This is a genomic window from Streptomyces sp. NPDC033229, assembly GCF_055576875.1.
Genome location: NZ_JBVIQR010000037.1, coordinates 20,943 through 39,018 on the forward strand (window position 1 = coordinate 20,943; position 18,076 = coordinate 39,018).

At 71.7% G+C, this 18,076-nt stretch carries 14 protein-coding genes and 1 pseudogene; 10 read left to right on the forward strand and 5 right to left on the reverse strand.

Going from position 1 to position 18,076, the window contains the following annotated elements; genetic code table 11:
- Positions 1-116: 116 nt before the first annotated feature.
- Positions 117-1,703 carry a S1 family peptidase gene (locus ACZ53N_RS27660; RefSeq protein ID WP_469143518.1) on the reverse strand — a complete coding sequence of 529 codons (1,587 nt, stop codon included), beginning with the start codon at positions 1,701-1,703 and terminating at the stop codon, positions 117-119.
- A gap of 152 nt (positions 1,704-1,855) precedes the next feature.
- A complete protein-coding gene (locus tag ACZ53N_RS27665) occupies positions 1,856-2,362 on the reverse strand; it encodes a hypothetical protein (RefSeq protein ID WP_469143519.1) in 507 nt (168 codons plus the stop codon).
- A gap of 781 nt (positions 2,363-3,143) precedes the next feature.
- On the opposite strand from ACZ53N_RS27665, the gene ACZ53N_RS27670 reads away from it, so the two are divergent.
- The 7 genes from ACZ53N_RS27670 to ACZ53N_RS27700 all read left to right on the forward strand — a co-directional run bounded on the left by ACZ53N_RS27670 (position 3,144) and on the right by ACZ53N_RS27700 (position 11,255).
- Complete coding sequence (locus tag ACZ53N_RS27670) at positions 3,144-3,317, forward strand: hypothetical protein (protein ID WP_469143520.1); 174 nt, start codon at positions 3,144-3,146, stop codon at positions 3,315-3,317.
- A 176-nt stretch (positions 3,318-3,493) separates the two neighbouring features.
- The gene (locus ACZ53N_RS27675) at positions 3,494-4,387 is read left to right on the forward strand and encodes an SGNH/GDSL hydrolase family protein (RefSeq protein ID WP_469143521.1); all 894 of its coding nucleotides are present in this window, start codon (positions 3,494-3,496) and stop codon (positions 4,385-4,387) included.
- Positions 4,388-4,500: 113 nt separating this feature from the next.
- Positions 4,501-6,333, forward strand: coding sequence for a gamma-glutamyltransferase (gene ggt, locus ACZ53N_RS27680; RefSeq protein ID WP_469143522.1), 1,833 nt, complete (start codon positions 4,501-4,503; stop codon positions 6,331-6,333).
- Between the two features lie 320 nt (positions 6,334-6,653).
- Positions 6,654-7,496 carry a nitrilase-related carbon-nitrogen hydrolase gene (locus ACZ53N_RS27685; protein WP_469143523.1) on the forward strand — a complete coding sequence of 281 codons (843 nt, stop codon included), beginning with the start codon at positions 6,654-6,656 and terminating at the stop codon, positions 7,494-7,496.
- A gap of 77 nt (positions 7,497-7,573) precedes the next feature.
- Entirely contained in the window at positions 7,574-8,848 is a 1,275-nt protein-coding gene (locus ACZ53N_RS27690; RefSeq protein WP_469143578.1) for an aspartate aminotransferase family protein, read from the forward strand.
- Positions 8,845-10,245 (forward strand): dihydropyrimidinase, encoded by a 1,401-nt coding sequence (gene hydA / locus ACZ53N_RS27695; RefSeq protein ID WP_469143524.1) that lies wholly within the window; start codon positions 8,845-8,847, stop codon positions 10,243-10,245. Before ACZ53N_RS27690 ends, hydA begins: the two co-directional genes overlap by 4 nt.
- 11 nt (positions 10,246-10,256) lie before the next feature.
- Positions 10,257-11,255: a TIGR03842 family LLM class F420-dependent oxidoreductase gene (locus tag ACZ53N_RS27700; protein ID WP_469143525.1), complete on the forward strand. Its 999-nt coding sequence runs from the start codon at positions 10,257-10,259 to the stop codon at positions 11,253-11,255.
- Positions 11,256-11,274: 19 nt separating this feature from the next.
- Here ACZ53N_RS27700 and ACZ53N_RS27705 read toward each other — a convergent pair whose 3' ends face one another.
- Complete coding sequence (locus tag ACZ53N_RS27705; RefSeq protein WP_469143526.1) at positions 11,275-12,330, reverse strand: lipoate--protein ligase family protein; 1,056 nt, start codon at positions 12,328-12,330, stop codon at positions 11,275-11,277.
- A 727-nt stretch (positions 12,331-13,057) separates the two neighbouring features.
- Between ACZ53N_RS27705 and ACZ53N_RS27710 the strand changes: the two genes are divergently transcribed.
- Together ACZ53N_RS27710 and ACZ53N_RS27715 are read left to right on the forward strand one after the other, a co-directional pair.
- On the forward strand, positions 13,058-13,885 hold the full coding sequence (locus ACZ53N_RS27710) for an inositol monophosphatase family protein (protein ID WP_469143527.1): 828 nt from the start codon (positions 13,058-13,060) through the stop codon (positions 13,883-13,885).
- Positions 13,886-13,913: 28 nt separating this feature from the next.
- Positions 13,914-15,338 carry a phytoene desaturase family protein gene (locus ACZ53N_RS27715; RefSeq protein WP_469143528.1) on the forward strand — a complete coding sequence of 475 codons (1,425 nt, stop codon included), beginning with the start codon at positions 13,914-13,916 and terminating at the stop codon, positions 15,336-15,338.
- Between the two features lie 174 nt (positions 15,339-15,512).
- On the opposite strand, the gene ACZ53N_RS27720 is transcribed toward ACZ53N_RS27715, so the two are convergent.
- Complete coding sequence (locus ACZ53N_RS27720) at positions 15,513-16,106, reverse strand: Clp protease N-terminal domain-containing protein (RefSeq protein WP_469143529.1); 594 nt, start codon at positions 16,104-16,106, stop codon at positions 15,513-15,515.
- A 2-nt stretch (positions 16,107-16,108) separates the two neighbouring features.
- On the reverse strand, positions 16,109-16,333 hold the full coding sequence (locus ACZ53N_RS27725; protein ID WP_469143530.1) for a hypothetical protein: 225 nt from the start codon (positions 16,331-16,333) through the stop codon (positions 16,109-16,111).
- 145 nt (positions 16,334-16,478) lie between these two features.
- Between ACZ53N_RS27725 and ACZ53N_RS27730 the strand changes: the two are divergent.
- Positions 16,479-17,950, forward strand: a pseudogene (locus ACZ53N_RS27730) (AlkA N-terminal domain-containing protein).
- The last annotated feature ends 126 nt before the right edge of the window (positions 17,951-18,076 follow it).

Sequence of the window (18,076 nt, forward strand, 5' to 3'; positions counted from 1 at the left end):
CGGGCCCGAGACGGCGACGCGGCCCTTCCGCCCGGTTCGGGCGGAAGGGCCGCGTCGATCCGCACGCCGGGCCGGCCGTGTCGGAAGGGGCGGCCGGCCCGGCGCGGTCACAGGGGTCAGCCGACGAGACGGACCTCGTTGTGGGTGCCGGCGCTGTCGACGCCGGGGTACATGGTGAGGCTGCCGTTGGCCCAGCGGACGATGACGTCGTTGGGGACCTTGTTCGCGTCGAACGCGCCGACGGTGATCACCGTGGCGTTGGTCCAGGCGGACTTGGGGTCACGGATCTTGATCTCGCCGTGCAGGCCCGCGGTGTCGACGCCCGGGTAGATGGTGCCCTCACCGTCGGACCAGCGGACCATCAGGTCGCTGGTCTTCTTGCCGGTGAACTCGCCGGCGCCGATCTGCTCGGCGTGCGTCCAGGTCGAGTTGGCCTTCTGGATCTGGGTGGCCTTGCGGATGCCGTTGGCGTCGATGTCGGAGTACATCGAGATGGAGCCGTCGACCCACACGACGAACATGTCGTCGCGCAGCGCGTTGCCGGTGTAGCGGCCGGCGGTCACCAGCTTGGCGTTCTTCCAGGCGGCGTTGGGCTCGGCGAGCTTCTTCTCGTCGTGGAAGCCGTTCTGGTCCACGTGGGTGTACTCGGTGAGCTCACCGTCGGACCAGCGGACGATGAGGCCGTCGCTGCCGTTCTCGGTGAAGCGGCCGCCCGAGATGGCCCGCGCGTACTTGAAGGTGCTGCCGGCCTCGGCGAGCTTGTACTCCGAGGAGAAGGGGTACTTCGGGTCGTTGAACTCGGCACCCTGGTACAGGGTGACGGAGCCGTCGGTCCAGCGGACGATCATGTCCATGTGGCGCTTGCCGCCGGCCGAGCCGCCGGTGAAGTAACCGGAGGCGAGAAGGTCGGCGTTCTTCCAGTTCGCCTTGTTCAGCAGGCCGCGGGAGTAGACCGAGGACACCCAGCCGGCGACATCGTCGACGCGGGTGTTGACGGCGCCCTTGCGGGTCTCGGCCGCGTCGGTGCCGAAGCAGCCGCCCTGCCACGAGGCGGTGTTGATCGAGGCCAGCTCGGCGCGGCCGGCGTTCTCACGGAAGGCCGGGCCACCGGTGTCGCCCTTGCAGACGACCGCGTCGGCACCCTTGCCGGCGAGGCCGACCGAGGTGTCCTTGACCGAGTCGACGGTGAAGGAGTTGCTGTGCAGACGCTGCGGTATCCACTCGGTCTTGGTGCGGCCGTAGCCGGCGACCCGCACCTCGTCACCCTGCTGGGGGGCGGTGGAGGAGACGGCGACGGGGGCGACGCCGGTCACGGGCTGCGCGAGCTTGACCATGACGAGGTCGCGGTCGTCACGCGGGACGAGCTCGACGGCCTCGGTCACGACGCCGGCCGTCGAGGAGAGGTTCGTGCGGCCGACCGTCACGGTCGTCTTCAGCTTGGGCGCACCCGCGGCGATCTTGAAGCCCTGGGCCGGGCTGTCGGCGAAGCAGCTGGCCGCGGTGATGACCCAGCCCTGCTCGACGAGCGCGCCGGAGCAGCTGCGCTTGCCGCCGATGTCGAGCTTCGCGGTGAAGGCGTAGGTCCCGTCGGCCGGGTTGTCACCCACGACGGCGTTCGCCGGTGCAGCGGTCAGCAGCCCCGCGGCGACGGTGGTGGAGAGAAGAGCGGTGACCCACGCTGCGCGTGAACGTCTGCCGGACATGTTCGTTCCTTCTGAGGTGGCTAGAGGTGCGAGAGGGCCGGTGGGGCCGTCGCGGCCGGGGGCGCGGATGTGCGTCCCAAGCCTGGGGGCGCTGACCGGGTGGGTCAGCCGGTGCCCGTCACGCCGGAGTCGCGGCCGGGCGGTGGCGTGGGTCAGCCGGTGACGCGGAGCTCGACGAGCGCGGTGGGCTCGCCGCCGGGGATGCCCTCGCCGACGCCCTTGAGGTCGTTCTTGGGCACGTCGACGGTCTGCGAGGTGCCGCCGGCGGTGACGGTGGCCCGGACCGGGTGGTCCTCGGTCTGGAGGCCGAACACGCGGGGGATCTCCAGCGTGAGGTAGCCCGACTTCTTGTCGCCCGTGAGACGGAAGCAGTACTTGTCCGCCTTGGTCTGGGGGGTGGGACGCGTCATCACGATGATGTCGCTGTCCGTGGCGCAATCGCCCAGCAGGATGCGGCCGTCGCCCTTGCGGAGGGTGATGCCGGTGTCCTTGAGAATCTTTGCCGCGCCCGGGTACTCGAAGTCCTCGATCGCCGAAGGCGGAGTGGCCTCGTCCGCGGCCGGGGCAGGGGCCGCGAAAGCGATGGCGGAAGCAGCGGTGACGGCGGAGACGCCACCGATAACGCCGGCAAGCAGCATTCTGCGCGCGCGAGATATCACCAGGGATTCCTTCCGGATGCGTGCAGCACGGCACATGCCGTTGCACGTAATGGTGGGATAAAGGCGGGTGGCTGGAACCTATCACCTGTGGTGGCTTTGCTGGTTCTTGAAGGTCCGTCAGGTGTCCTTGGGCCCCATTTCACAGGCGTACTGCCAGTAACGCTTTCGTTGTGAGCATGACATTGTCAACGCCCTATGGGTGGCTGGAACTTGTACCCAGGAAGCGGAGTTTCCACTTCCGATTTTCCTGTTCGGGGAACCCGGTGAGGCGGTTATGTTCGCCGGGCCTATCGAGGCAATGGACAGGTAAAGGGAAGGGATTGCTCGGTGAGAGCGACTCGGAGAGATCGAGGAGAGGCCGGCCGCACGGCATATTCCGGCCGACGAGAAGGAGATCGCCGAGAAGCACGACGACCGCATCGCCTCGGTGCAGCTCGTCAGCATCGGCGGCCATGGGGGTGCGGGAGGCCGCGGAAGGCGCCGGCCGGTCCGCCCAGGACGTGCGCGCGTTCCTGCGGGCAGGCCCGGCACGTCACCCGCGATCGCGACCAGGAGCGGGCCACCGTGGCCTGGGGCCAAGCGCGGTCCGCCCGTCCCCGGTGACCCCGCGGCCTCTATAGTCCCGATGGCAAAGCCGTGGGAACGGCGGGTGAGCGGAGTCCGCGCATCGTCGTCGCCCCGGGTACCGACACAATTATTTCGGCCTGTCCATGGCCTGGGAAAGAGGCCACGGATGGACTGGTGCCCCCGGTGTGATCAAGGGTGGGTCGTCAGACGTCGCGTGCGCGAGCAGGCCGACGTCATCAAGGTCTGCAAGGAGTGCGACACCGTGTGGCTGGACGACCAGCCGGTGAGCAGGGACGCCTACACCGATCTCGACCCGTACATGAGCGGCTTCGGCAAGGAGCCGTTGTGGTCGAACCTCGTACCGCTCGAAGGCGGTACTCAGCGTTGACCAGGGAGAAATCCCGGGGGCCGCACGCGAAGGCGTGCGGCCCCGGTTTTCGTCGGGGGAGGCCGTGCCCACCCGCACCCGTAGACGGCTCACGTTGACAGACAGTCACCGCGGAGCGAGTCTGACTCCCGCGCGGTGATCATCGGCGGTCACCCGACACACCTTCGGAGGCAGTAGTGGCAGAGGCTTACGCACGCGGTGGGCGGTACGGGAAGGCGCTGGCGGCGCTCGGCGCGGTAGGGGCGCTGGCGGTCGGCGCGGCCGCTCCCGCGGGGGCCTCCGAGGCCGGCACGGGCACGGGCGGGGAGCGCTACGTCGCCCTCGGCGACTCGTACACCTCCGCACCGGGCGTGCCCGAGCAGACGGGCGGCGACTGCGCGCGGTCCAGCGTCAACTACCCCTCGGTCACCGCCAAGTGGCTGCACACGCGGACGTTCAAGGACGTCAGCTGCAGCGGCGCCACCACCGACGACATGTGGCGGACCCAGGGCGCCAACCCGCCCCAGCTGAACGCCCTCGGCAAGCGCACCACGCTCGTCACCGTCGGTATCGGCGGCAACGACATCGGCTTCGGCGACATCATCGGCAGCTGCGCGCAGCTGTCCGCGACCGACCCGGCCGGCGCGCCCTGCCGTACCAAGTACACCGAGGGCGGCAAGGACCAGCTCACCGCCCGCATCGCCGCCGCCGCGCCCAAGGTCGCCCGGGTGCTGAAGGACGTGCGCAAGCGCGCCCCGCACGCGCGCGTCGTGATCGTCGGGTACCCCACGATCATGCCGGACAACGGGGTCGGCTGCTTCCCGGCCGTACCGATCGCCGCCGGTGACGTGGGCTACCTGCGGGACACCGAGAAGCACCTCAATACGATGCTGAGGCAGCAGGCCGCCAAGGCAGGCGTCCGCTACGCCGACACCTACGGCCCGACCGTCGGCCACGACGTCTGCAAGCCCGCCGCCGACCGCTGGGTCGAGGGCGCGAACCCGGAGAACCCGGCCGCCCCCTTCCACCCCAACGCCAAGGGCGAGGAGGCCATGGCACGCGCGGTCCTCGGCGTCGCCAAGAAGCGCTGAGGCAGCGGCACCGAGCCGGACGCGCCGAGCGAGGTCACCATGCGCGGCACCCTGTCTTCCGGCCCGCCCTCCGAGTAGGCTCCGGGGCTCGTTCGCCCCGCTTGGAGGTAGGGATGGCCCGCGCGAGATCGACCGCCCAACGACGTCTGCCCGTACTCGCCGTGACGGCCGCGCTGGTCGCCACAACCGTCGTGCCCGCCGCCTCGGCGGCGGGCACGACGGAGCACCCGCACACCGCCCGCACACCCGCGAAGTCCCCCGTCGCCGTCGGTTACGGCGGCGCTGTGGCCAGCGTCGACCCCGACGCGTCGGCAGCCGGCATCGAAGTGCTGCGCAAGGGCGGTAACGCCGTCGACGCGGCGGTGGCCACCGCTGCCGCGCTCGGCGTCACCGAGCCGTACTCGGCCGGGATCGGCGGCGGCGGCTACTTCCTCCATTACGACGCGAAGCGGCACCGGACCTCGATGATCGACGGCCGTGAGCGCGCCCCGCTCAGCGCCGGCAAGGACCTCTTCCTGGAGGACGGCAAGCCCATCCCGTTCGCGGACGCCGTCACCAGCGGCCGCAGTGTCGGCACCCCCGGCACCCCCGCCACCTGGGACACCGCCCTGCGCACCTGGGGCAGCCGGTCGCTCGCCCAGGTGCTGCGCCCCGCCCAGCGCATCGCCCGCGAGGGCTTCACCGTCGACGCCACCTTCCGTAAGCAGACCGCCGACAACCAGGCGCGTTTCAAGGACTTCCCGGCCAGCGCCGAGCTCTTCCTGCCGGGCGGACAGCCGCCGGCCGTCGGGACGACCCTGAAGAACCCCGACCTCGCGCGCACCTACGAGCTGCTGGCCAAGAAGGGCACCGACGCGCTCTACCGGGGCGAGGTCGGCCGCGACATCGTCCGGACCGTGCGCAAGCCCCCCGTCGCCCCCGGGGCCAAGCGCGTCGTGCGCCCCGGTGACCTGACGGCACGGGACCTGCGCGCGTACACGGCGAAGAAGCAGGACCCCACCCGGACGTCCTACCGGGGCCTCGACGTCTACGGCGTCGCCCCCTCGTCCTCCGGCGGCACCACCGTCGCCGAGGCGCTCAACATCCTGGAGCGCGGCGACCTCTCGAAGCTCGACAAGAAGACTTATCTGCACCGCTACATCGAGGCCAGCCGGGTCGCGTTCGCCGACCGCAACCGCTGGGTCGGCGACCCGGCGCACGAGAACGTGCCCACCAAGGGGCTGACCTCCCAGCACTTCGCCGACACGCGCGCGTGCCTGATCAAGGACGACGCGGTGCTGACCAGCCCGCTCGCCCCGGGCGACCCGCGCCGCCCGGTGCCCTGCGGCACACGCGGCAAGGCCGCGCCCACCCCCTACGAGGGGGAGCACACCACGCATCTGACGACCGCCGACAAGTGGGGCAACGTCGTCGCCTACACCCTGACCATCGAGCAGACCGGCGGCAGCGGCATCACCGTGCCCGGGCGCGGTTTCCTGCTCAACAACGAACTGACCGACTTCTCCTTCGTGCCGGTCAGCCCGGGCGTCCACGACCCGAACCTGCCCGGCCCCGGCAAGCGCCCGCGCTCGTCGCTCTCGCCGACGATCGTCCTGGACGACGGGCGGCCCGCCTTCGCGCTCGGCTCGCCCGGCGGCGCGACCATCATCACCACCACCCTGCAGACCCTGCTCAACCACGTGGACCGCGGGATGCCGCTGGTCGACGCGATCGCCGCGCCGCGCGCCAGCCAGCGCAACGCGGCGGTGACCGAGCTGGAGCCGGGCCTGTGGGACAGCCGGCTCAGAGGACGGCTCGAAGCCCTCGGCCATGTGTTCAAGCAGAACCCGGAGATCGGTGCGGCCACCGGCGTCCAGCGGCTGCCGGACGGCCGCTGGCTGGCGGCCGCCGAACGGGTCAGGCGCGGCGGCGGCTCCGCGATGGTCGTCCACCCGTCGGGCCGGTAGGCGGCACCGCCGGACGACACGACAGCACACGACGTCGCGCGTACGCCGTGCTCACGGGCGGCGGGCTTCCCGGCCCGCCGCCCGCTTCGCGCTACCTCCCCGGGCGCGCCTGCTGGTCTGCCCGCGCCCCTTGCGGTCCGTACGCGCCCCCTCCGGTCCGACCGCGCCCGGCCGCGCGAGGCGGGTTGTCCACATCCGCGCGACGCGGGTTATCCACAGGAAGCCGGATGGTCTTGCCACGAGTCGGGGCGGGTCATACGGTCGCATCCACACGTGATCTACGTGACGGGCTGGCTGACGCCCCGGCAAAGGAGCAGCTCATGGCCAACGTTGTCCGCGCCGCACTCGTCCAGGCGACCTGGACCGGTGACACCGAGTCGATGATCGCCAAGCACGAGGAACACGCCCGTGCCGCCGCCGCGCAGGGCGCGAAGGTGATCGGCTTCCAGGAAGTCTTCAACGCCCCCTACTTCTGCCAGGTGCAGGAGAGCGAGCACTACCGCTGGGCCGAGCCGGTCCCGGACGGCCCCACCGTGAGCCGGATGCGCGACCTCGCCCGCGAGACCGGCATGGTGATCGTCGTGCCCGTCTTCGAGGTCGAGCAGTCCGGCTTCTACTACAACACCGCCGCCGTCATCGACGCCGACGGCAGCTATCTGGGGAAGTACCGCAAGCACCACATCCCCCAGGTCAAGGGCTTCTGGGAGAAGTACTACTTCAAGCCCGGCAATATCGGCTGGCCCGTCTTCGACACGGCCGTCGGCAAGGTCGGCGTCTACATCTGCTACGACCGCCACTTCCCCGAGGGCTGGCGTTCACTGGGCCTCGCCGGAGCCCAGCTGGTCTACAACCCCTCCGCCACCTCACGCGGCCTCTCCGCCCACCTGTGGAAGCTGGAACAGCCCGCGGCAGCCGTCGCCAACGAGTACTTCATCGCAGCGATCAACCGGGTGGGCCAGGAGGAGTACGGCGACAACGACTTCTACGGCACGTCGTACTTCGTCGACCCGCGCGGCCAGTTCGTCGGTGACGTCGCGAGCGACACCAAGGAGGAGCTGATCGTCCGCGACCTCGACTTCTCCCTGATCGACGAGGTGCGCCGGCAGTGGGCGTTCTACCGGGATCGCAGGCCCGACGCGTACGACGGGCTGGTCCAGCCGTGAGCGCGGGGGCCCCCGGAGGCGCGGCCTCCGCCCCGGCTCCTGCCCCCTCCGGTCTGCGCGACCGGCACCGGGCCGTCATGCCCGAGTGGCTCGCCCTCTACTACCGCGACCCGCTGGAGATCACCCACGGCGAGGGCCGCCATGTGTGGGACGCCGAGGGCAGACGCTACCTCGACTTCTTCGGCGGCATCCTCACCACCATGACCGCCCACGCCCTGCCGGAGGTCACCAAGGCCGTCGGTGACCAGGCCGGCCGCATCCTGCACACCTCCACGCTCTATCTCGACCGGCACATGGTCGAGTTGGCCGAGCGGATCGCCGCCCTCTCCGGCATCCCCGACGCGCGGGTCTTCTTCACCACCTCAGGCACCGAGGCCAATGACGCCGCCCTGCTGCTCGCCACCACCCACCGCAGCTCCAACCAGATCCTGGCGATGCGGAACAGCTACCACGGCCGGTCCTTCGCCTCCATCGCCGTCACCGGCAACGCCGACTGGTCGCCCACCAGCCTCTCCCCGCTGCAGACGCTCTACGTGCACGGCGGCATCCGCACCCGCGGCCCCTTCGCCCATCTGTCCGACGCGCGGTTCATCGAGGCCTGTGTCGCCGACCTTGAGGACGTGCTCGCCCAGACGCACGGCAACGTCGCCGCGCTGATCGCCGAACCCGTCCAGGGCGTCGGCGGATTCACCGCACCCCCCGACGGGCTGTACGCGGCCTTCCGCGAGGTCCTCGCCCCGCGCGGCATCCTGTGGATCACCGACGAGGTCCAGACCGGCTGGGGCCGGACCGGCGACCACTTCTGGGGCTGGCAGGCCCACGCCCGAAGCGGCCCGCCCGACGTGCTCACCTTCGCCAAGGGCATCGGGAACGGCATGTCCGTCGGTGGCGTCGTCGCCCGGGCCGAGGTCATGAACTGCCTGGGCGCCAACTCCATCTCCACCTTCGGCGGCAGCCCCGTCACCATGGCGGCCGGCCTCGCCAACCTCACCTACCTCCTGGAGCACGACCTCCAGGGCAACGCCCGCCGGGTCGGCGGCCTCCTCATCGAGCGGCTGCGGGCCGTCGCCGCCGGCCTGCCGGTCGTCCACGAGGTACGCGGCCGCGGCCTGATGATCGGCATGGAGCTGGTCGGGGACGACGGCTCGCCCTCCCCGGAGGCCGCCGCGCTCACCCTCGAAGCCGCCCGGGAGCTCGGTCTGCTCGTCGGCAAGGGCGGGCGCGACGGCAATACCCTGCGCATCGCCCCGCCGATGACGCTCACCATCACCGAGGCCGAGGAGGGCGCCGCCCTCCTCGAAGAGGCACTGCGCCGGGCGCAGCACGCGATCTCCGGAAAGGAACGGCCATGACCAGGACCGTCATCCGCGGGGGGCTCGTCATCACCGCGGCGGAGGAGGGCCGCATGGACGTCCTCGTCGAGGACGGCAAGGTCGCGGCCCTCGCCACGCCCGACAGCACCTTCGCCGAGGGCTGGACCGCCGACCGGACGATCGACGCCACGGGCAAGTACGTCATCCCGGGCGGCGTCGACGCCCACACCCACTTCGACCTCCCCTTCGGCGGCACCGCCTCCAGTGACACCTTCGAGACGGGGACCCGCGCCGCGGCGTGGGGCGGCACCACGACCGTCGTCGACTTCGCGGTCCAGTCCCGCGGCCGGTCGCTGCGCGAGGGCCTCGACACCTGGCACGCCAAGTCCCAGGGCACCTGCGCGATCGACTACGCCTTCCACATGATCGTGTCGGACGTCAACGAGCACACGCTCAAGGAAATGGACGGACTCGTCGAAGAAGGCGTGACGTCGTTCAAACTGTTCATGGCGTATCCGGGGGTCTTCTACTCGGACGACGGCCAGATCCTGCGCGCCATGCAGCGGGCCTCCGGCAACGGCGGCCTGATCATGATGCACGCGGAGAACGGCATCGCGATCGACGTGCTCATCGAGCAGGCGCTGGCCCGGGGGGAGTCGGACCCCCGCTACCACGGCGAGGTCCGCAAGGCGCTGCTGGAGGCCGAGGCCACACACCGCGCCATCCAGCTCGCCCGCGTCGCCGGCAGCCCGCTGTACGTGGTGCACGTCTCGGCCGAGGAAGCCGTCGCCGAGCTGGCCCGGGCCAGGGGCATGGACCTGCCCGTCTTCGGTGAGACATGTCCGCAGTACCTCTTCCTGTCCACCGACAACCTCGCCGAGCCGGGCTTCGAGGGCGCCAAGTACGTCTGCTCGACACCGCTGCGGCCCCGCGAGCACCAGGCCGCACTCTGGCGCGGACTGCGCACCGACGACCTCCAGGTCGTCTCCACCGACCACTGCCCCTTCTGCTTCTCCGGCCAGAAGGAGCTGGGCCGCGGCGACTTCTCCAAGATCCCCAACGGGCTGCCCGGCGTGGAGAACCGCATGGACCTCCTCCACCAGGCCGTCGTCGACGGGCACCTCTCCCGCCGCCGCTGGATCGAGATCGCCTGCGCCGCCCCCGCCCGGATGTTCGGCCTCTACCCGCAAAAGGGCACGATCGCCCCGGGTGCCGACGCCGATGTCGTCATCTACGACCCGAACGCGCGGCAGACGCTCTCCGCCGAGACCCACCACATGAACGTCGACTACTCGGCTTACGAGGGGAAGACCGTGACCGGCCAGGTCGAGACGGTCCTCTCGCGCGGTGAACCCGTCATCGACCGGCGCGAGTTCGTCGGACGGGCCGGCCACGGCCGCTTCACCCCCCGTTCCACCTGCCAGTACCTGAACTAGGAGACACCCGCGTGGACTTCGGACTCGTCCTGCAGACCGACCCGCCCGCCAGTGCCGTGGTGGACCTCATGCGCCGCGCCGAGAGCGCCGGGTTCCGCTACGGCTGGACCTTCGACTCCGCCGTGCTGTGGCAGGAACCCTTCGTCATCTACAGCCGCATCCTGGACCACACCGAGCGACTGATCGTCGGTCCGATGGTCACCAACCCCACCACCCGCGCCCCGGAGGTCACGGCCTCCACCTTCGCCACGCTCAATGACATGTACGGCAACCGCACCGTGTGCGGCATCGGCCGCGGCGACTCGGCCATGCGGGTGGCCGGCCGCAAGCCCAACACCCTGGCCACCCTGCGCGAGGCGATGAGCGTCATCCGCGACCTCGCGGAGGGACGCGAGGCCGACGTAGGCGGCACGACGCTGCGCCTGCCCTGGGTGCGGGACGGCAAGCTGCCCGTCTGGATGGGCGCGTACGGGCCGAAGGCGCTCGCCCTCGCCGGTCAGGAGGCCGACGGCTTCATCCTCCAGCTCGCCGACCCGACGCTGACCGCGTGGATGGTCCAGGCCGTCCGCACCGCCGCCGCCGACGCCGGCCGCGACCCGGCGTCCGTCACGATCTGCGTGGCCGCGCCCGCGTACGTCGGTGACGACCTGGCGCACGCGCGGGAGCAGTGCCGCTGGTTCGGCGGCATGGTCGGCAATCACGTCGCCGACCTGGTCGCCCGCTACGGCGAGGGCTCCGGCATGGTGCCCGAGGCCCTCACCGCGTACATCAAGCAGCGCGAGGGCTACGACTACAGCCACCACGGCCGGGCCGGGAACCCCTCCACCGACTTCGTGCCCGACGAGATCGTGGACCGCTTCTGCCTGCTCGGCCCGGCCGAGGCGCATCGCGAGCGGCTGGAGGAGCTACGGTCCCTGGGCGTCGACCAGTTCGCGGTCTACGCCATGCACGACGCGAAGGAGACCACGATCGACGCGTACGGGGAGCACGTCATTCCGGCACTGAGCTGAACGTCGGCTCCTTTTGGCGTCACGGCACGCGCGCGGTCCACTCGGCCGAGGCGAACTTCGTCGCCGCCAGCTCCTCGGCCCGCGCCATCTCCTCGGGGGTGACCGTGCCCTCCACCAGCCCGTACCGGCCGCGGAAGGACGCGACCATCTTCTCGATCACGGCGGAGCGCGGCAGACCGGTCTGGCGGCGCAGCGGGTCGACGCGCTTCTTGGCGCTCTTGATGCCCTTGTCGGACAGCTTCTCCTTGCCGATGCGCAGCACGTCGAGCATCTTGTCGGCGTCGATGTCGTACGCCATGGTCACGTGGTGCAGCACCGCGCCGTCCGTGCCCACGAGCCGCTTCTGCGCCGCGCCCGCGATCTTTCCGGCGTCGGTGGCGATGTCGTTGAGCGGCTGGTACCACGCCTTGACGCCCATGTCGTTCAGAGCGCCGAGCACCCAGTCGTCGAGGTAGGCGTAGCTGTCGGCGAAGGACAGGCCCTGGACGAGCGCGTCGGGGACGGACAGCGAGTACGTGATGGTGTTGCCGGGCTCGATGAACATCGCGCCGCCGCCCGAGATCCGGCGCACCACCGTGATGCCGTGCCGCGCGGCGGCCTCCGCGTCGACCTCGTTGCGCAGCGACTGGAAGCTGCCGATCACCACGGCGGGGGCGCCCCACTCCCACACCCGCAGCGTCGGCGGCCGCCGCCCGGCCGCGACCTCGGCCGTCAGCACCTCGTCCAGCGCCATGTGCAGGGCGGGGGGCTGCGGACCGACGTGGATGAGCTCCCAGTCGTAGTCCCGCCAGTCGGTGGCGTGCGCAAGCGCCCGGCGGACCGCGATGCCCACGGCCTCGGAGGAGAAACCGAACATCACGGTTCCCTCGGGGAGTGCCGCGTCGATGCGCGCCGCGAGCTGCGGGGCGGGGGTGTCGGCGGGGGCGCCCTCCAGGGCGCGGTCGATGTCGAGGATCGCCTCGTCGGGCTCCAGAAAGAAGTCGCCCGCTACTCGGACATCACGGAGCGCTCCGTCCGCGACCTCCAGGTCCACGACGACGAGCTTGCCGCCCGGCACCTTGTATTCACCGTGCACGGCGCGTCCTCCAGTGTGATTCGTCCCGGCCGGCCCTGTCGGCCGACAGCGTCGTCAACCGTAACGCCGGGCGTTCACCGGGCGCCGCGCACCATGCGTCGTGCCCACGGGACCGCTTCCCGCGCCGGCCCCGCAATGCGGTCTTGCCACAGGAGAGAAATAATTCTCCATAGGCGTTTCTTTCGATTCCGGGTGATGGGGAGGGTGCGTCCCGCTGGCACGGGTGGGTCGAGGGTAGAGAAAAACAGGAGGCAGTTCCATGTTCTTCTTCTACGACAGGCAGACGCGGGCTGCCGGGTAGGGCAGCCTTGATGCTGGCGGTGACTTCGTCAACCTGAAAGACTTTCCCGCGGGACAGTTCGGGGAACTGGACCCACATCATCGACGTCGGCGGCGACCTCTTCCCCCGCTTCTTCTTCTACAGCCGGGACACGCGCGCTGCCGCGTCGGGCGAGCTCAACGACGGCGGTGACTTCGCCCATCTGAGGGACTTCCCTGCTGGACAGTTCGGCGACTGGACCCACATCGGTGTGACCCAGGAGGGACTCCCTGACCACAGGGCCGTGCATGGACTCCAGCCTTTGTCGTACCTGGAGCGCATGCCGGTCCCGTGACTTCGGCACCGGAAACCACAGCGGGCAGAGCCCTGCCGCAGCGTTCACGTCAGCGTCACCGCCACGTCGCCGGGCCACCACCGGTTGTCGGTGCGGCGTGGTTCGATGGGCGTATGATCGATGAATTTCTCGCAGGTGACCTGACCGATGTCGAGGAGGCCGTACGCAAGGCGGCCGCCGTCGAGATCATGCCCCGCTTCCGGCAGCTCGCCGCGCACGAGATCGTCGAGAAGAACGGCCCGCACGACCTGGTGACCGTCGCGGACCGGCTCGCCGAGCGGCACCTGACGGCTTCGCTCACCGCCCTGCTGCCCGGTTCCGTCGTGGTCGGCGAGGAAGCCGTGCACGCCGATCTGACGCTGCTGGAAGCGCTCCGCGGCGAGGACCCGGTCTGGATCGTCGACCCCGTCGACGGCACCCGCCAGTTCGTGCACGGCGACCCCGCCTTCGCCATGCTCGTCTGCCTCGCCCACCACGGGGAGCTGCTCGCCTCGTGGACGTACGCCCCGGCGCTGGACCGGATGGCCGTCGCGCGGCGCGGCAAGGGAGCGCTGCTCAACGGCTCGCCGCTGCGTTCGGGTTCGCCCGAGCCCGGCCAGGACCTCCACGTGGCGGTCTCGCACTACGACTTCACCACCGACGAGGAGAAGCACGTCCTAGGGAAGCTGCTCACGGACGGCGTCGTGCCGCGCCCCTGCGGCTCGGCCGGGCTCGAGTATCTGCGGGTGGCGGAGGGATCCCTCGACGCGGTGGCCTTCTCCTGGGAGAACGCATGGGACCACGCGGCCGGGCTGCTGCTCGTCGCCGAGGCGGGTGGCGCGAGCGCGACCCTCGCGGGGGAGCCGTTCCGGATAGCGGGCGGCAACACCCTTCCCTTCACCGCGGCGAGGGATGCCGCGACGGCTCGGCATATCCTTGATCTGCTGGCGTCCGCCGGTTGATCTGCAGGGGACGAGGGGAGTCCGTGCGGTGCCCACGATGCTCGACGCGGTCGTCGTAGGGGCCGGGCCCAATGGGCTGACGGCCGCGGTCGAACTGGCCCGGCGGGGGCTGCGGGTCGAGGTCTTCGAAGCCGCCGACGCGATCGGCGGCGGAGCCCGCACAGAGGAGCTGACCCTCCCCGGTTTCCGCCACGACCCGTGCTCCGCCGTGCACCCGCTCGGCGCGGGCTCGCCCGCCTTCAACGCCATGCCGCTGGCCCGGCACGGACTGGAGTGGCTGCACCACGAGCTGCCCCTGGCGCACCCCTTTCCCGACGGCACGGCCGCGGTCCTCTCCCGCAGTATCGGCGAGAGCGCCCACTCCTTCGGCCCGCGCGACGCCGGCGCGTACCGAAGGCTCGTCGCGCCGTTCCACGGCAAGTGGGACACGGTGGCGGCGGACTTCCTGCGCACCCAGTGGGACGGGCTGCCGCGCGACCCGGTCGGCTACGCCCGGTTCGGCCTGGTCGCCGCCCAGTCCGCCGCGCTGCTCACCCGCCGCTTCCACGACGAGAAGGCGCGCGGGCTCTTCGCGGGGCTCGCCGCGCACGGCATCGCGCCGCTCAGCGGCCTCGGGACCGGTGGCATGGCGCTGATGTTCGCCCTCGCCGCGCACGCGGGCGGCTGGCCGGTGCCGCGCGGCGGCTCGCAGTCGATCGCCGACGCGCTCGGCTCGTACCTGCGGGCGCTGGGCGGTGCCATCCACACGAACTTCGAGGTCAAGCGGCTCGACGACCTGCCGCCCGCCCGCGCGTACGTCTTCGACACCTCCCCGACCGCCGTGGCCCGGATCGCCGGCCTGGGTGACGCCTACCGCCGCTTCCGCTACGGACCGAGTGTCTTCAAGATCGACTACGCCCTGGACGGGCCGGTGCCGTGGACGGCAGAGGAGGCCCGGCGGGCCGGTACGGTCCACGTCGGGCCGACGTACGGCGAGATCTCCGCCGCCGTGCACGCCGCCTTCGACGGCCACGACCCCTCCGTCCCGTTCCTGATCACCGCCCAGCCCAGCCTCGTCGACCCGTCCCGCGCCCCCGACGGCAAGCACACCTTCTGGGTCTACGGGCACGTACCGAGCGGCTGGGAGGGCGACGCCACCGACGTGATCGAGCGTCAGATCGAGCGCTTCGCCCCCGGCTTCCGCGACCTCGTCCTCGCCCGCGCCACCGCCGGGCCGCCCCAGCTCGCCGCCCGCAACGCCAATTACATCGGCGGCGACATCGCGACCGGCTCCGTCGCGGGCCTGCGCCTGCTGATCCGTCCGAAGCTCGCCCGCGTCCCCTACGCCACGGCCCACCCCGCCGTCTTCCTCTGCTCCTCCGCGACCCCGCCGGGCCCGGGTGTGCACGGGATGTCGGGGCACCATGCGGCGAAGGCCGTATGGCGGCGGCTTGCGGGTCGCTCCGCGGGCTAGGCCCGGTTTCTGCGGGCCGTCTTTGCCGCCTGCGGCGGCGAGCGCCCTGCGGGCGCGTCCTCAATCGCCGGACGGGCTTGATTGGGCTGAACTCAGCCGAAACCAGCCCGTCCGGCGACCCCGGACACCGCCGCGCAGCGGTGGTGCGCACGCAACCGCACGCGCCACCCGCGGCTACGCCGCCCGGTCCAGATCGGCCACGAGCCCCGCACGTACGGTCGCCGGGTCGGTGCCGAGCCTGCGCAGGATCCCGGCCGTCACGGCGTCCTCCGGGTGGAGGACGCCCAGCAGCACATGTTCGAGGCCGATGCGGTGGTCCTTGCGGGCCAGCGCCTCGCGCAGCGAACGCTCCAGCGCCTTTTTGGCCCGCGGGGTGAACGGGATATGGCTCCGGGGCCCCTTCGCGCCGCCCCGGCGCCGGCCGAACGGCAACCCTCGCTTCTTTGCGGGCTCCTCCTCCCGGGGACCCAGCGCGCCCGGCCCGAACCTCTCCTCGGCACGGGCCCGCACCGCGTCGAGGTCGATCCCGAGCGCACGCAGCGCCTCCGCGTCACCGGCGTCGAGCGGGCCCGCCGGTGTGAGGGCCGCGCGGCAAGCGGCGGGTGTGATGCCGAGCCGCGCCAGCGTGGCAGCCCCCGGCGCCCCCTCCTGGGCGGCCACGGTGACCAGCAGGTGCTCGCTGCCGACCCATGTGTGGGCCAGGTCGCGTGCCTCCTCCTGCGCCTGGATCACCGCGAACCGGGCCTCTTTGGTGAACTGTTCGAACATGGCTACCTCCTGGCGTGTTTCTTGTGCACTGCCTGCCTGCTCACACCCAGCGCGGCCCCGATCTCCTCCCAGGACCAGCCCTGCCGCCGCGCGCTGTCGACCTGGAGCGCCTCCAGGCGCTCGACCAGCCGCCGCAGCGCGGCGACGGCGCGCAGTCCCACGTGGGGATCACCGTCCATGGCGGCCTCTGTGGTGCCGACCGCTTCCTTCGCATCCGTTCCGGCCATGCTGTCAACCTAGGATGACAAGCGTCGGGCGTCAACCACCGTTGACAAGAGGAGGGGTGGGTGAATGACGACCCCCGAGGCCGGCCCGGTGTCCATGTCGGATTCCCGCGAGCCAGGGCGACCCCGGACGGGCGATCCTTGACGCATGCACACCGACTTCGACCGCTGCGTACGGGCCGTGCGGTCCAAGGACGCCCGCTTCGACGGATGGTTCTACACCGCGGTTCTCACCACCCGGATCTACTGCCGGCCGAGCTGCCCCGCCGTACCGCCGAAGGACCGGAACATGTCCTTCTACCCGAGTGCGGCCGCCGCCCAGCAGGCCGGCTTCCGGGCCTGCAAGCGCTGCGCGCCCGACGCCAGCCCCGGCTCACCGCGCTGGAACGAACGCGCCGATGTCGTCGCCCGTGCCATGCGGCTCATCGGCGACGGCACGGTCGACCGCGAGGGCGTCCCCGGACTCGCCGCCCGCCTCGGCTACAGCACCCGCCAGATCGAACGGCAGCTGCTCGCCGAGCTGGGCGCGGGCCCCCTCGCCCTCGCCCGCGCCCAGCGCGCCCAGACCGCGCGGATCCTCATCGAGACCAGCGAACTGCCCATGGCGGACGTCGCCTTCGCCGCCGGATTCGCCTCCATCAGGGCCTTCAACGAGACCGTCCGCGAGGTCTTCGCGCTCGCCCCGACCGAGCTGCGTGCCCGCGCCGCCCGGGGAACCGCCCCGCCACCCCCGGTGTCCTGACGCTCCGGCTGCCCTTCCGGGCGCCCATGAACCCCGACAACCTCTTCGGCCACCTCGCCGCCACGGCCGTACCGGGCGTCGAGGAGTGGTGCGACGGTGCCTACCACCGCACCCTGCGGCTGCCCTACGGGCACGGCACCGTCGCCCTGCGCCCGCGCCCCGACCACATCGACTGCCGGCTCGCCCTCTCCGATCAGCGCGACCTCGCGGGTGCCATCAGCCGCTGCCGCCGACTCCTCGACCTGGACGCCGACCCGGAGGCCGTCGACTCGCTGCTGCGCACCGATCCCCTGCTCGGCCCCCTGGTCGACAAGGCGCCGGGGCGGCGGGTGCCCCGCACGGTGGACGCCGAGGAGTTCGCCGTACGCGCCGTGCTCGGCCAGCAGGTGTCGACCGCCGCCGCCCGCACCCTCGCCGCCCGGCTCGTCCTCGCGCACGGCGAACCGCTGGCCACCCCGCACGGCGGCCTCACCCACCTGTTCCCCACCGCCGGGGCGCTGGCCGGCCTGGACCCCGCCGCCCTCGCCATGCCCACCGGGCGCCGCGCCACCGTCGTCCGCGTCGCCAGTGCCCTCGCGGACGGAGAGCTCGCCCTCGGCGTCGGCAGCGACTGGGAGCGGGCCCGCGCCCACCTCACCGCCCTCCCCGGCATAGGCCCCTGGACGGCGGAGATCATCGCGATGCGGGCCCTCGGCGACTCCGACGCCTTCATCCCCACGGACCTCGGCGTACGGCGCGCCGCGGCCACCGCGGGCCTGCCCGCCACACCCGGGGCGCTCACCCGGCACGCCGCCGCGTGGCGGCCCTGGCGCGCGTACGCCGTCCAGTACCTGTGGTCGGCCGACGACCACGCGGCGGCCAGCATGCCGTCGGCCTGACCGGCCGGGCAACGACCGGCGCAGGGCCGCCGCGATCGGCGGACCCGGTGTGCCCCGCCCGGCCGCCCGAAGCGTCCATCCCAGGCGCCGCGGCCTCCGCCCGCCTCCACCACGCTCCTCGTCCGC